14 protein-coding genes and 1 pseudogene are annotated in these 13,659 nt (G+C 73.6%); 2 read left to right on the plus strand and 13 right to left on the minus strand.

What is annotated here, in order from left to right; translation table 11 throughout:
• Window position 1: 1 nt before the first annotated feature.
• The 13 genes and pseudogenes from BMZ92_RS09180 to BMZ92_RS09235 form a co-directional block, all read right to left on the minus strand.
• A complete protein-coding gene (locus BMZ92_RS09180) occupies window positions 2–844 on the minus strand; it encodes an SMP-30/gluconolactonase/LRE family protein (RefSeq protein WP_091505335.1) in 843 nt (280 codons plus the stop codon).
• Window positions 841–1,740 (minus strand): sugar kinase, encoded by a 900-nt coding sequence (locus tag BMZ92_RS09185; protein WP_091505336.1) that lies wholly within the window; start codon window positions 1,738–1,740, stop codon window positions 841–843. Before BMZ92_RS09185 ends, BMZ92_RS09180 begins: the two co-directional genes overlap by 4 nt.
• Window positions 1,737–2,360, minus strand: coding sequence for a bifunctional 4-hydroxy-2-oxoglutarate aldolase/2-dehydro-3-deoxy-phosphogluconate aldolase (locus BMZ92_RS09190; RefSeq protein ID WP_091505337.1), 624 nt, complete (start codon window positions 2,358–2,360; stop codon window positions 1,737–1,739). Before BMZ92_RS09190 ends, BMZ92_RS09185 begins: the two co-directional genes overlap by 4 nt.
• Window positions 2,361–2,368: 8 nt before the next feature.
• Window positions 2,369–3,514 carry a galactonate dehydratase gene (gene dgoD, locus BMZ92_RS09195; protein ID WP_091505338.1) on the minus strand — a complete coding sequence of 382 codons (1,146 nt, stop codon included), beginning with the start codon at window positions 3,512–3,514 and terminating at the stop codon, window positions 2,369–2,371.
• Window positions 3,511–4,224, minus strand: coding sequence for a FadR/GntR family transcriptional regulator (locus tag BMZ92_RS09200; protein WP_091505339.1), 714 nt, complete (start codon window positions 4,222–4,224; stop codon window positions 3,511–3,513). The genes dgoD and BMZ92_RS09200 overlap by 4 nt, the downstream gene beginning before the upstream one ends.
• 28 nt (window positions 4,225–4,252) lie before the next feature.
• On the minus strand, window positions 4,253–4,996 hold the full coding sequence (locus BMZ92_RS09205) for an SDR family NAD(P)-dependent oxidoreductase (protein ID WP_091505340.1): 744 nt from the start codon (window positions 4,994–4,996) through the stop codon (window positions 4,253–4,255).
• A complete protein-coding gene (locus BMZ92_RS09210) occupies window positions 4,993–5,910 on the minus strand; it encodes a DUF4380 domain-containing protein (RefSeq protein ID WP_091505341.1) in 918 nt (305 codons plus the stop codon). The genes BMZ92_RS09205 and BMZ92_RS09210 overlap by 4 nt, the downstream gene beginning before the upstream one ends.
• Entirely contained in the window at window positions 5,907–6,956 is a 1,050-nt protein-coding gene (locus tag BMZ92_RS09215; RefSeq protein WP_091505342.1) for a zinc-dependent alcohol dehydrogenase family protein, read from the minus strand. The genes BMZ92_RS09210 and BMZ92_RS09215 overlap by 4 nt, the downstream gene beginning before the upstream one ends.
• Window positions 6,956–7,960, minus strand: a complete 1,005-nt coding sequence (locus BMZ92_RS09220) for an ABC transporter permease (protein ID WP_091505343.1) — start codon at window positions 7,958–7,960, stop codon at window positions 6,956–6,958. Before BMZ92_RS09220 ends, BMZ92_RS09215 begins: the two co-directional genes overlap by 1 nt.
• 17 nt (window positions 7,961–7,977) lie before the next feature.
• Entirely contained in the window at window positions 7,978–8,832 is an 855-nt protein-coding gene (locus BMZ92_RS38790) for an ATP-binding cassette domain-containing protein (RefSeq protein WP_425425800.1), read from the minus strand.
• Between the two features lie 141 nt (window positions 8,833–8,973).
• Window positions 8,974–9,399, minus strand: a pseudogene (locus tag BMZ92_RS38795) (ATP-binding cassette domain-containing protein); the annotation flags it as partial.
• A 119-nt stretch (window positions 9,400–9,518) separates the two neighbouring features.
• Window positions 9,519–10,511, minus strand: coding sequence for a substrate-binding domain-containing protein (locus BMZ92_RS09230; RefSeq protein ID WP_091505345.1), 993 nt, complete (start codon window positions 10,509–10,511; stop codon window positions 9,519–9,521).
• A gap of 97 nt (window positions 10,512–10,608) precedes the next feature.
• Window positions 10,609–12,516 carry an MFS transporter gene (locus BMZ92_RS09235; RefSeq protein WP_245782970.1) on the minus strand — a complete coding sequence of 636 codons (1,908 nt, stop codon included), beginning with the start codon at window positions 12,514–12,516 and terminating at the stop codon, window positions 10,609–10,611.
• Between the two features lie 57 nt (window positions 12,517–12,573).
• On the opposite strand from BMZ92_RS09235, the gene BMZ92_RS09240 reads away from it, so the two are divergent.
• Both BMZ92_RS09240 and BMZ92_RS09245 read left to right on the plus strand, forming a co-directional pair.
• Complete coding sequence (locus BMZ92_RS09240) at window positions 12,574–13,086, plus strand: MarR family winged helix-turn-helix transcriptional regulator (RefSeq protein WP_091505346.1); 513 nt, start codon at window positions 12,574–12,576, stop codon at window positions 13,084–13,086.
• 16 nt (window positions 13,087–13,102) lie between these two features.
• Window positions 13,103–13,654: an MmyB family transcriptional regulator gene (locus BMZ92_RS09245; protein WP_218153427.1), complete on the plus strand. Its 552-nt coding sequence runs from the start codon at window positions 13,103–13,105 to the stop codon at window positions 13,652–13,654.
• Window positions 13,655–13,659: the final 5 nt, after the last annotated feature.

Below are 13,659 nucleotides of genomic sequence, written 5' to 3' on the forward strand. Positions count from 1 at the left end.
TTCAGGCCCCGCTGCCGACCCGGGCCACCCTGGTCGGCAGCGGGGCCACCGCCATCGGGGTGGACAGCACGGCGCCGTCGAGCTCGCCCGGCGCGTCCAGGCCGACCCGAGCCGTGGTGACGACGAGGTGCTCGCCGGTCAGGCAGACGCTCGCCGGCTGGCGGGCGGGCACCGGCAGCACCCGGTCGAGCGTGCCGTCCGGGGCGAAGCGCCGCACCTCCCCGGCGCCCCAGATCGCCGACCACAGGAAGCCCTCGGCGTCCACGGTCACGCCGTCCGGGCTGCCGCCGGCCACGGTCGCGAACTTCTCCCGCTCCCCCGGCTCACCCGTGGCCGCGTCCACGGTGTACCGGAAGATCACGCCCTCGGCGCTGTCGGCCAGGTACATCGTCGTGCCGTCGGCGTCGAACGCCGGGCCGTTGGGCACCGTGAGGCCGGTGATCACGGCCGTCACCGAACCGCCGGGGTCCACCCGGTACACCGAGCCCGCGCCCGGCGTGGCGTCGTAGGCCATCGTACCGGCCCAGAACCGCCCCGCGGGATCGGCGACGGCGTCGTTCATCCGCATCTCCGGAGCGTCCTCCGGCCGGGCCAGCCACCGCACGGACCCGCCGAGCACCGCGATGCCCGTGCCCGCCGCGGCGAGCCAGCCACCACTCGCGAGCGGCGCGACGGCGCCCAGCGGTTCGGCAAGCTTGAGGAGTTCGCGGGGTGGCCCGCCTTCGGGCAGTTCGAGCAGCCTGCCCCGCAGGATGTCGACCATGACTAGGCGGCCGTCCACCAGCCGCAGCCCTTCGCCCAGCTCGAACCGCTCACCCGGCCACGCCGTCCAGTCCGGCGTCATCGCAGCGCCGCTCCTTCCTCCACGCCCAGCAAGCCCAGCTCCGCCCGCGTCGGCAGGCCTTCCCAGTCGCCGGACGTGGCGACGGCGAACGCGCCACACGCGTTGCCCCGCGCCAGGCGCTCGGGCACGCTCAGCCCGTCCAGCAGCCCGGAGAGGTAGCCGCTGGTGAAGGCGTCGCCCGCGCCGACGGAGTCGACCACGGGCACCCGGTGCCCCGGCGCCCGCCACGTGCCGTCCACTGTGGACGCGGAAGCACCGTCAGCGCCCTGTTTCGTCACGACCTCGCGGACACCCGCGGCCAGGAGGGCTTTGGTACCGCCGACGAGGGCCAGCTCGTCCGCCGACCCGATCACGACGTGGGCCCGGCGGGCCAGCGGCGTCAGCACCTCCGCCGCCGCCTCGGCCGGCCACAGCCGGGAGCGGTAGTTGACGTCGAACGAGACGGGAACGTCGCTGCCCAGCACGGCCTCCGCCGCCGCACGCGGGCCCTCACCGAGCGCCGGGGTGATCCCCGTCAGGTGGACCAGCGCCGCCCCCGTCAGCGCGGGCAGGACGTCGGCGGCGGTGAGCGCCGAGGCGGCCGAGCCGTCGCGGTAGTACAGCACCCGCGTGACGTCCGGCAGCCGCTGCTCGAACAGGATCAGCCCCGTCGGGCCGGGACCACGTTCCACAGTGGACACTTCCACGCCTTCGGCGCGCAGGGTGCGCAGGACGAGTTCACCCGCCTCGTCCTCGCCGACGCGGCTCACCCACCGCGTCCGGTGCCCGAGCCGCGACAGTCCGATCGCGACGTTCGACTCGGCCCCGGCGATGGACGTGCGGAACGACGTGCCCAGCCGCAGCAGTCCTTCCCCGCGGAGGGCCACCATCGTCTCCCCCACGGTCACGACCGTCATCGCGTCCCCACGGCCGCCAGGAACTCCTCGGCCCGCGTGCGCAACGCGCCGAGGTCACCGCCGTGCGGCGCGTCCCCGGTCAGCGGGCTGCCCACACCCACCGCGAGCGCGCCCGCCGCGAGGTACCGCGGCACGTCGGCGAGCGCGACGCCGCCCACGGGCACGAGCCCGAGACCGGGGAACGGGTCGCCGAGCGCCTTGACGTAGCGGGGACCGAGCGCGTCCGCGGGGAACAGCTTGACCGCGGTGGCGCCCGCCCGCGCGGCGGCGAGCACCTCGCTGGGCGTCATCGCGCCCGCGAGCACGGGCAGGCCCAGCTCCAGCGCGGCCGTGACGCCCTCGCCGAGCGCGGGTGTCACGGCGAACTCCGCCCCGGCGTCACGCGCGTTCTTCGCGTCCTCCGCCGTCAGCACCGTGCCCGCGCCGATGTGCGCCCGTCCGCCCAGCGAGGCCGTGATCCGACCCAGCACGCCGAGCGCGTCGGCCGAGGTCAGCGACACCTCCAGCAGCGAGACCCCGGCGTCGACGAGCACCTCCGCGGTGCGCACCGAGGCGTCGGCGTCCCGGCCGCGGATGATCGCCATCAGCCGGTGGTGTGCCAGCAGTTCCTTGAAGTCCATGTCCGTCCTCACCATTCCGCGAACGAGCCGTCGTCGTGCCGCCACACCGGTGGCCGCCACCGGTGCCCCTTGCGGTCGGCCTCGCGCACGGCGTCCTCGTCGATCTCCACGCCCAGCCCCGGCGACTCCCAGCGGCGGATCACCCCGTCCGGGAAGGCCAGCGGCTCGCGGTCGAGCACGTAGTCGAGCACCTCCGCGCCGACGTTGTAGTGGATGCCGATGCTCTGTTCCTGGATCAGGAAGTTGGGCGTCGAGAACGCCACCTGCAGGCTCGCCGCGAGCGACAGCGGGCCCAGCGGGCAGTGCGGGGCCAGCAGCGCGTCGAACGTCTCGGCCAGGGAGGCGATCCGGCGCACCTCCGAGATGCCGCCCGCGTGGGACAGGTCCGGTTGCGCCACCGCGATCCCCGCCTGCAGCACCGGCAGGAACTCGGCACGCGAGTACAGCCGCTCCCCGCACGCCACGGGCACCGTGGTGGCCGACACGACGTCACCGAGGCGGTGGCTGTACTCGGGCAGCACCGGCTCCTCGACGAACAGCGGGTGCAGCGGCGCCAGCTCCGGGATCACCCGCCTGGCGGCGGCCACCCCGAACCGGCCGTGGAAGTCGACCGCCACGTCACGGGAGTCGCCGAGCACCTCGCGCACGGCCGCCACCCTGCTGACCATCTCGGCCACCTCGGCACGGCCGGGCATCCGGTTCACCCGGCCGGCCGCGTTCATCTTCACCGCGGTCAGCCCGGCCGCGACCTGCGCGGCGGCGGCTTCGGCGACCTCGGCGGGTTCGTCCCCGCCGATCCAGCCGTAGACCCGGACCTCGTCGCGCACCGCGCCGCCCAGCAGCTGGTGCACCGGCACGCCGAGCGAGCGGCCGAGGATGTCCCACAGCGCCTGGTCCAGCCCGGCCACCGCGCTCGACAGCACCGGCCCGCCGCGGTAGAAGGCGGCCTTGGTCATCAGCTGCCACAGGTCCTCGACGCGGCGCGGATCGCGGCCGAGCAGCAGGTCCGCCAGCTCGTCGACAGCGGCGCGGACCGTCTCGGCCCGCCCCTCCACCACGGGTTCACCCCAGCCGACGAGCCCGTCGTCGGTGGCCACCCGGCAGAACAGCCACCGCGGCGGCACCAGGAACGTCTCGACGGAAATGATCTTCACGCGTCGTCTTTCTCTTTCCTGTCGCCGAGTATCCCGGCGACGTCGTGGGCGGCCTTCTCCAGCAGGGCGGTCACCGCCGCCGAGGCGGCCTCCGGATCGCCCCGGCGCACGGCCTCGACGACGACCGCGTGGCTGGGCACCGGGTCGTCGTCGCTGAACTCGTGCACGATCCCGTCCCGCAGGCGCAGCGCGGGCTCGATGAACACGTCCATCCTGGCGAGCATTTCGTTGTGGGTGGCCCACAGCAGCGCGCGGTGCCAGCGGATGTCGGCCAGCACCTCGTTCAGCGGGTTGTTCGCCCGCTTCATCTCGTCGAGTGCGGCGTCGAGTTCGGCGAGGTCGCGCTCGTCGCGCCGCCGCGCGGCCATGGCGGCGGCCGCGGGCTCGACCACCGCTCGCACTTCGGCGAGGTCACGCAGGACGCCCAGGGTGTCCCCGGCTTCGCTGCGCCACCGGATCACGTCGCTGTCCAGCAGGTTCCAGTGCTCGCGGCCGCGCACGTACGTGCCCCGCTTCTGGCGGGCCTCGACGAGCCCCTTCGCGGCGAGCACCTTCAGCGCCTCACGCAACGCGGTCATGCTGACGTCCAGCTCGCGGCCGAGCTCGGCGAGGTCGAGGACGTGCCCCTCGGCGTAGTGCCCCGACACGATCCGGCCGCCGAGCGCCGCCACCGTCTGCCCGTGCACCCCGCGGCCGCTGTAGCCCGCCATTCGCTGTTCCTCCCGTTCGCGTTCGCCGTCACGACGAATCCTTGACGACGCTCCAGCCGCCGTCGACGGTCAGCTCGGCTCCCGTGACGAACGAGGCGTCGTCCCCGGCGAGGAACGCGATGGCCGCCGCGACCTCCTCGGGCGTGCCCAACCTTTTCACGGCCGTCGCCTCCGCACTGCGCCGCCGGTCGGCCTCCCCGATCCCGTTCCAGGCCTCGGTGAGCACGGGCCCCGGCAGCACCGCGTTGACCCGCAGCACGGTGCCGTACTCCACGGCGAGCTGCCGCGCGAGCCCGGTGAGCGCTGCCTTGGTCGCCGCGTACGCGGGGCGTCCGGGCAGGCCGAAGTGGGCGTGCACCGACGAGGTGAGCACCACCGCGCCGCGGCCGTGCCGCGACAGGTCGGGCAGGCAGGTGCGGAAGCCCAGGAACGTGCCGGTGAGGTTCACCGACAGCTGCCGCTCCCACGACGCCAGGCTCGTCTCGTGCGCGGGCAGCACGTCGACGGTGTAGGCGTTGCTGACCAGCACGTCGACGGGCCCCAGCTCGGCCCGGCACTGGGCCACCGCCGTGGCCCAGGCGTCCTCCGAGCTGACGTCGCAGCGCACGGGAAGCGCTTTCCCGCCGGCTTCGTCGATTCGTCGGGCGACCGCTTCGACGCCGTCCTCGATGTCGAACAGCGCGACCGCCGCCCCCTCGGTGGCGAGCCGGACGGCGGTGGCCGCCCCGATGCCCCGGGCGGCGCCGGTCACCACCGCGACGCGTCCCTTCACCCTTCCCCCTCTCCCGCGGTCACCTCGCAGTCGATCGTCAACGTCATCCGCTCCCCCGGCGCGAGCGTCGTCAACGGCCCGAGCACCTCGCACTCGACGATCCGCGCGGGCGGGTCGAGGTCACCGAGACCGGCCAGCGGGGCGGGGAGCGGATACTCCATCCACACCTCCACGCGCGAGCCGGAGTCCGGGTACGCGGCCGCCGGGTCGACCGCGAACGACTGGGTCAGTGTGCTCCCGTTCCCGGTGTGCGACCAGCGCCCGGTCGCGGCGGGGAAGCCGAGCTTGCCCACGACGTCCTGGTGCGGCACGTGCACGCCGCCCGCGGTCGGCCGCCACCGCGGGAAGCCCGTGCCCGCCAGCAGCTCGGTGACCTCCGGCGGCCCCGCGACGTCCGTGCCGCCGGGCCCGTCCGCGGCCAGCTGCGTGACGTTCCACAGCGCCCAGCGCACCGTGCGGGCGCTGGTGTTGGTGCCGGTGAGCGTGAGCCGGTAGCCGCATCGCCCTCGGGTCAGCTCGAACCGCCTGCTCAGGCGCAGGCCGGTGCGCGGGTCGTCACCGCTGGTCAGGGTGACGACAGCCGTGTCGGCGCCGTCCTGGACCTCGGCGGTGTACGCGCCCGAGTCGAGCACCGGGTCCGGCGGACCCGCCCACTGGTCCTCCCGCTCCCAGCCCTGCGGCGCGGGCCACGTCTTGTCGCCGCCGTAGTTGACCCAGTCGCCGAGGGTGCCGCCGTGCGGCCGGTGCTCCCGCCGGAGCACTAGGTCGTCGGTGAGCAACTCCTCGTTGCGCCACAACAGCTCCCCTGAGTCCGGAGTGGACAGTGAGAGCAGCCGCCCCCCGAGCGAGGGCACCAGGCCGAGGCGCAGCAGCCCGTTGTCGAGCCACAGCGCCCCGTCCCCGTACTCGATCACGCCAGCTCCGGTGAGGGCAGCAGGACCACCTTGCCCTGGCTCGCGCCCGCGGCCAGCTCGTACGCCTTCGCGGCGTCCTCCAGCGGGAACCGGTCGCTCACCACGCGCTCGGGACGCAGGCCCCACCGCGCGAGGTTCACCGCCAGCTCCGTCATCGCCGTCAGGGACGTGACCCACGAGGCGTAGAGCGTCAACTGCTTGTGCAGCAACGCGTCCGACACCTCGGTCTCGAGCGTGCCGCCCTCGCCCACCAGCGAGACCCGGCCCCACTCCGCCGCACCGGCGATCGCGGTGGCCCGGCCCGCACGGGAACCCGAGCAGTCGATGGTGGTGGCAGAGACCGGCGCGATCTCGTCGTCCGGGGTCAGCACCTCGTCGAAGACGCCCAGCCCCGAGGCCCACTCGCGCCGCCGCTCCGAGGGCTCGACGCCGACCACCCGGCGCGCGCCCATGCCCCTGCCGATCATCCCCGCGGCGAGCCCGACCGGCCCGAGCCCCACGACCAGCAGGTCCCCGTCGCCGTTCACGCCGATGCGCCGCAGACCCTCGTACGCCGTGCCGAACCCGCACGCGATCAACGCTCCGTCCACATAGGACAGCTCGTCGGGCAGCGGGACGCACGTCGACTCCTCGGCGAGCACGTAGTGCGCGTGCCCGCCGTCGCGCTGCCAGCCGTAGGCCTTCCGCTCGGGCGCGGTGCAGCTGATGAAGTACCCGCGTCGGCAGTTGTCACACAGCCCGCAGCCCGCGATGTGGTAGACGATCACGCGGTCGTCCACCCCGAACCGCCGCACACCCGGCCCCGCCGCGACGATCCGGCCGGATGGCTCGTGCCCGGCGACGACGCCGCGGTACGCGGGCCCGTCGACCCCGCGGTGCCCCTTGTGGCCGTGGTAGATGTAGCCGATGTCGGACCCGCAGATGCCCGACGCGCCCACCTCCACGAGCACCTGGCCCGGCCCCGGCTCGGGCACCGGCAGGTCACGCAGCACCGCCGTCGAATCGCCCGGCAGGTACACCCCGGACATCGTCCGTTCCTGGTTCATCAACTCTCCCTCGTCGCGCGGGCCCGTTTGGTGATGATCACGTTCACCAGCACGGCCACCACGATGATCACGCCGCGCACCACGTTCTGCAGGAACGAGTTCACCCCCAGCAGCACGAGGCCGTTGCTGATGACGGTGATGAACACGACGCCCAGCAGCGTGCCGAGCATCGAGCCGCGCCCGCCCGCGAGCGCGGTGCCGCCGATGACGACCGCCGCGATGACGTCGAACTCCAGCCCCGACGCGGCACCGCCGTTGCCCGAGCCGAGCCGGGCGGCGAGCAGTACGCCGGTGATCGCCGAGAGCAGCCCGGTGGTGGCGAACAGCAGGATCCGGATCTTCGCCAGGTTGACGCCCGCCATCCTGGCGGCGGGCGCGTTGCCGCCGACCGCGTAGACCGAGCGGCCGTAGGCGGTGTAGCGGGCGACGTAGGCGAAGACGAAGAACAGCACGACCATCACGATGGCCGGGGTGGGGATGCCGAGGACCGTGCCGCCGAGGACGGTGAAGAAGCCGCTGTCGGGCAGCACCACCGGCAGCGCGTCGGTGAGGTACAGCCCCAGGCCGCCCAGCGCGCTCCACACGCCGAGGGTCGCGATGAACGAGGGCACGTCGAAACGGGCCCGCAGCCAGCCGGCGAGCGCGCCCCACGCGATACCGGCGACGAGCGTGACGAGCACCGCCGGGCCGATGCCCAGCCCCCACTCGGTCGCCGCCTTCGCGACGAGCACCGAGGAGAAGGCCACGGCGGGCCCGATGCTGATGTCGATCTCGCCCGCGATGATCACGAGCGTGACGCCCCAGGCGGCGATGCCGACGGTGGCGGCGTCCCGGAGCATGCCGAGCTGGTTGTCGAGGCTGAGGAACCCGGCGGCCGTGCTGCCGAGCACGATGTAGAGCACCACGATCGCGGCGAGCAGGCCGATCTCGTTCAGCGAGCGCCCGCCGAGGCGCCTGCCCACGCTGCCGCGACGCTGCTGGGGCGTGGAGTCGATAACGGTCATGGTCTTCCTTGCCTTGGTCAGGCCGCCATTGCGGCGGAGAGCACGGAATCGGTGGTCAGTTCGGCGCCGGTCAGCTCGCCGGCGACACGGCCGCCGCGCAACGCGAGCACCCGGTCGCACACCAGGGGCAGCTCCTCCAGCTCGCCGGAGACGAACACGATCGCGGCCCCGGCGTCGGCCAGTTCCCGCACCAGGCGGTAGATCTCGGCCTTGGCCTGCACGTCGACGCCGCGGGTCGGCTCGTCGAGCAGCAGGATGCGGCTGCCCGCGTGCAGCCACCGGCCGATCACGGCCTTCTGCTGGTTGCCGCCGGAGAGGTTGACGATCGGCGTGTCCGCCGCGGCGGTGGCGATCGACAGCCGCCCGATGAGTTTCTCCGCCGCGCGCCGGACCCGGCCCGGCGCGATCGCCGGTCCACTCCGGACGGCGCGGAAGTCCGACAGGACGAGGTTCTCGTCCACCCCGAGCAGCGGCACGACGCCTTCGTCCTTGCGGTCCTCCGGGGTCATGCCCACGCCTAGGCGCTTCATCGCGGCCGCCGTGGGCCTGCCGATCTCACGGCCCTCCACGCTGATCGTGCCCGCTGCGGGCGGGTCGAACCCCGCGATCGCACGCAGCACCTCGGTTCGCCCGGACCCCATGAGCCCGCCGAGACCGAGGATTTCGCCGGGGTGCACGTCGAAGGACACGTCGAGCACCTTCGGCGGCACGCGCAGCCCGCGCACGGACAGCAGCGGCACCCCGGACCGGTCGACCTTCCGCAGCGGCGGCCGTTCGACGGCGGCGGCCGTGTCGCCCAGCATCAGCGCGACGATGCGGCTCGTGTCGGCCTCCGCGACGTCCACCGTTTCGACGACGCGGCCGTCCCGCATCACTGTGGCGCTGTGGGCGATGCGCCGGATCTCCTCCAGCCGGTGGCTGACGTAGAGCACGGCGACGCCCTCGTCCGCGATGCGCGTGACCGTCTCCAGCACGACGTCGACCTCTTCGGCGGCGAGCGCGCTGGTGGGCTCGTCGAGGATCAGCAGGCGCGGCTGTTCACGGACGGCGCGGCAGATCTCGACCAGCTGCCGGTGCGCCAGCGGCAGCGAGCCGACGGCCGCTGCCGGGTCGATGGCCAGGCCCAGCCGCTCGAACACCGCGCGGGCACCGGCCCGCATGGCGCGGTAGTCGACCTTGCCGCCGCGCCGCGGCCAGCGGCCCAGGTACAGGTTCTCCGCGACGCTCAGCTCCGCCACGAGGCTCAGCTCCTGGTGGACCGTGCTGACGCGCAGCTCCGCCGCCCGGCGCACCCCACCGTCACCGAGCCGCTCGCCCGCGACGGTGACGGTGCCCGCGTCCGGCCGCTCCACCCCGGACAGCACGCGGATCAACGTGGACTTGCCCGCGCCGTTGCGGCCGAGCAGCGCGCGGACCTCACCGGCGCGGATGGTCAGCGAGGCGTCGGTGAGCGCGCGGACGCCGGGATAGTGCTTGGTGACGCCGTCGACGACGATGACGTTGGCGGTCACGGACTTCTCCTTCGCTCGATCGTCTGCTGTGGACAGTGGCGGGTGGCTCACGGCACCCCGTCCGGGTGCGCGGTGAGCCAGGCGCCGCCCTGCTGCGGGCCCACGTACAACTCGATCGGCGCCGGCACGACCGTGTAGGTCTTCAGGTCCCCCCTGCGGACCTGGTCGGCGGCCCGCGCGGCGAGCTTGCCGACGGCGATGCCGGAGATGTCGACGACGGCCTTCAGTACGGTGCCCGCGGCGAGCGCCTGCGCGGCCTCGGTGGACATGTCGCTGCCGAACACGACGGTCTGCCCGGTCTTGCCACGGGCCTGCACCGCGCGGACGGCGCCCATCGTCGCGCCGCCCGCCTCGCCGTAGAAGGCGTCGACGTCGGGGTGCGCGGTGAGGATGCGCTCCGCCACGTCCACCGCGTCGTCGATCGTCGCGCCCTCCTGGTTGGCGACGATCGACGCGCCGGGCAGCTTGGCCTTCAGCGCCTGCTCGAAACCCTGGCGGCGCTGGATGCACACCTCGACGAACTCGCAGTTGACGACGGCGATCTTCGGCTCCGCCTTGCCGACGGACCGGAAGTGCTCGGCGGCCTGGTCCCCGAGCAGCGCCCCGAAGCGGACCGGATCGCCCAGCACGTACGCGGACACGTACTTCCGCGCGCTGTCCTCGGCGATGCAGGTGTTGTAGCAGATGACGGGGATGCCGCTGGAGTGCGCGAGCTTGATCGCCGGCACCGACGCGGTCGCCGACGCGGGCGACAGGATGAGCGCGTCGACCTTCGCGGCGCTCACCTGGTCGACGAAGGTGCTCTCCTTCGACGCGTCGCCCTGCGCGTTGATCTGCAGCAGCTGCGGCACGTGCCCGAGCGCCTCGGCCTCCTGCTGCATCCCGGCGCGCACCCCGGCGTAGAACCCCTGCGCGTCCATGTAGACGACACCGAACCGGCCGTTCTCACCGACCTTGCCGCCGCACGCCGCGACGAGCCCGAGCAGCACCACGGCCGCCAGCGCCAGGCCCGCCCGGCCGAGACGCCCCGTTGCGCCCATATCTCTCCTCTGATCCACACCGACCTCGTGACGACGACCAGTCTGGGGCCCGGGCGGACCAGAGTCAAGATTAATTATTAATTAATGCGCTTCCGGGTTACCGGCTGCCGGAGAAGACCGGGTCGTGGCGGGTGCGGCGGCCTTCGATGCGCACCGGGCTCGCGGTCGGCGCGTAACCCGCCGCGACGACGGTGTACTCGCCCGGCGGCAGGCCCTCGACGCGGTAGCGCCCGGCCTCGTCCGCGACGGCCGTGTGCCGGGCCGCGCCGTCCGGTCCCAGCACCTCGACGCGGGCGAACGGGACGGGCCCCGCCGGGCCGGTCACCACACCCGAAAGCCGCACCTCCCGCTCGAACGCGAAGTCCGCGGTCACCGGGCCGTCCGCCACCCGCACCTGCCGCACCGCGGGCTCGCGGCCGGGCACCGAGGCGAGCACCAGGTACTCGCCCGGCTCGACGGGCAGCTCGAACCGCCCGTCCTCGCCCACCTCGGCACGCTGGGAACGGTTGGTGCGCAAGGAAGTCAGCGTCACCGCGGCGGGTGCGCCGACCACCGTGCCGCGGACGACGGGACGCGGTGAAGCGGGCTTGCGGCGGCGGGCGGACATCACGACGTCGGCCAGCCCGACCAGCAGCGCCACCCCCACCAGCACGACCGAACCGACCAGCCCGTGCGCGGCCGAGGAGTGGTAGTCGCCGTGCGAGCGGGTCAGCTGCCCGAAGAACAGCGAGCCGCCGAGCGCAGTCCCGATCGCGGCACCCACGCGCTGCCCCGTCTGCAGCACGCCCGCCGCGGTCCCGCCCTCCGCGGGCGGCACCTCCTCCAGCGCGAGCGTCTGGTTGGGCGCGATCACGAAGCCACTGCCGAACCCGGCCACGAACAGCGGCCCGGCCAGCACGAACGCGGCGTTCGCGCCGTCGTACTCCCCCACCAGCAGCGCCGTCGCGCCCAGGCCGAGCACGACCAGGACGATGCCCGACACGACCAGCGGACGGCCGAACCGGTGCACGATCCGGCCGCCGATCGCGGGCGAGATCGCCGAGCCGATCGCGAACGCCAGCAGCGAACACCCCGCCTCCAGCGGCGAATAGCCGAGGCCCTGCTGGAAGAACAACGTCATGACCAGGAAGATCCCGGTGAACCCGGCGAAGTAGACCATGCCGAGCAGCGCGCCCGCGGAGTAGCTGCGCACCGTCAGCAGCTTCAGGTTCACCAGCGGGTGCTTGCCGCGGGCGCCCAGCCGCCGCTCCCACAGCACGAACAGCACGAGCAGCGCGGCGCCGACGCCCATCAGCCACCAGCGAGGCGTCGACGTGGACTCCTCGGCCTCCACCAGCGGCAGCATCACCGAGACCACGGCGAGGCCAAGCAGCAGCGTGCCCAGCAGGTCGGGCGAGCGCCGGGGACCGCGGCGCTCGTCGTGCGGCAGCAGCCGCATCCCGAACGCGATCGCGAGCAGCCCGATCGGCAGGTTGACGTAGAAGACGTAGCGCCAGCCCTGCTCCATCCCGATGCCCTGGATGAGCAGGCCGCCCAGCAGCGGGCCGACCGCGGTGGACAGCCCGACGGTCGCGCCGAACAGGCCGAACGCCTTGCCCCGCTCGCGCCCGGTGAACAGCTGCTGGATCATGCCGATGACCTGCGGGTTGAGCAGCCCGCCCGCGATGCCCTGGCACAGCCGCGCGACCACGAGCCAGGTGGCGCCGGGCGCCGCCCCGCACAAGACGCTGGTGGCCACGAACAGCAGCAGCCCGAGCAGGAACATGCGCTTGCGGCCGTAGTCGTCCCCGAGCCGCCCGGCCGGGACGAGGGCCAGCCCGAACGTCAGCGCGTAGCCGGACACGACCCACGACACGTCGGCGGGGGTGGCACCGATGCCGTGCTCCATCGACGGGAGCGCGACGTTGACGATGCTCACGTCGAGCAGGGTCATGAACCCCGCGACCAGACAGATCCACAGCGCGCGCCAGCGCCGCGGGTCGGCGTTGCCCGTTGAAGTCACCACGTCATCCACAGTAGATTCGAGACCAGTAAGAATTTTCCCAAGCTAAGGATACCGGTGATGGCGGCGGCTGGCGGACCACGTGACCGGGTCGACATCCTCATGGACCAGGTACCCGGGCACAGCGAGGCGGAATCCACCGCGAAGGCGCTGGCGCTCCGGCTGCGCCGGGTCGCGCACCGGCTGGAGACCGAACTGCGCCGCGAACTGGCCGCGTTCGGCATCGAGCTGTGGGAGCTGGAACTGCTGGCCACGCTGAAACGGGCGGGCCCACCGTATCGGCTGTCCGCGGGTGCGCTGCTCGACAGCATGCGCGTCACGTCGGGCGGGGTGACCAAGCGCGTGGCGGGGCTGGAACGCCGGGGCTGGGTGCGGCGAGAGACCGATCCGGCCGACCGCAGGCAGATCCTGGTCGGCCTCACCGACACCGGCCTGCGGCGCGTCCGCGAGGTGCTCGGCACCAAGACCGGCACGGAGACGCGGCTTCTGTCGGCCCTGTCCCCCGCCACCCAGCAGCGGCTCAACGACGACCTGCGGCGCCTCCTGGTCTCACTGGAAGGCGCCGCGGACTGAGGCGGAGGAGGTGCCCGTGTCCCGTCAGGAACTCGCCCGTTTCCTGCGTGACCGGCGGGAGAAGCTGCGGCCGGCCGACCTCGGGCTGCCCGAGGGCACGCGGCGGCGCACGCCGGGCCTGCGCCGCGAGGAGGTCGCCGGCCTCGCCGCCGTGTCGGTCGACTACTACGTCCGGCTGGAGCAGGCGCGCGGGCCGCACCCGTCGGCCCGGGTCCTCGACGCCGTCGCCGGCGCGCTGCGACTGAGCCCGGCCGAGCGCGCCCACGTCTTCCGCCTCGCTGGTACCGATCCCGCGCCGCTGATCGGACCGGTGCGGACCGTGCGCCCGCACGTCGCCGGTCTGCTGACGCGGCTACCCGAAACGGGTGTCGTGGTCACCGACGCGACGTACACCGTGCTCGCCCGCAATCCGCTCGCCGACGCCCTGCTCGGTGACTTCGGGCCGCGCCCCAACCTCGCGCGCCGCTACTTCCTGCAGGGTCAGCGCGCGGAACGGCCGGAAGGCGGCCCGTTCGGTCCGATCGCCGCCGCCCCCGCTGCGGGCCGCGGCCGACCGCTACCCGCGTGACGAGC

This window comes from Amycolatopsis sacchari (assembly GCF_900114035.1).
GTDB classification, from domain to species: domain Bacteria; phylum Actinomycetota; class Actinomycetes; order Mycobacteriales; family Pseudonocardiaceae; genus Amycolatopsis_E; species Amycolatopsis_E sacchari.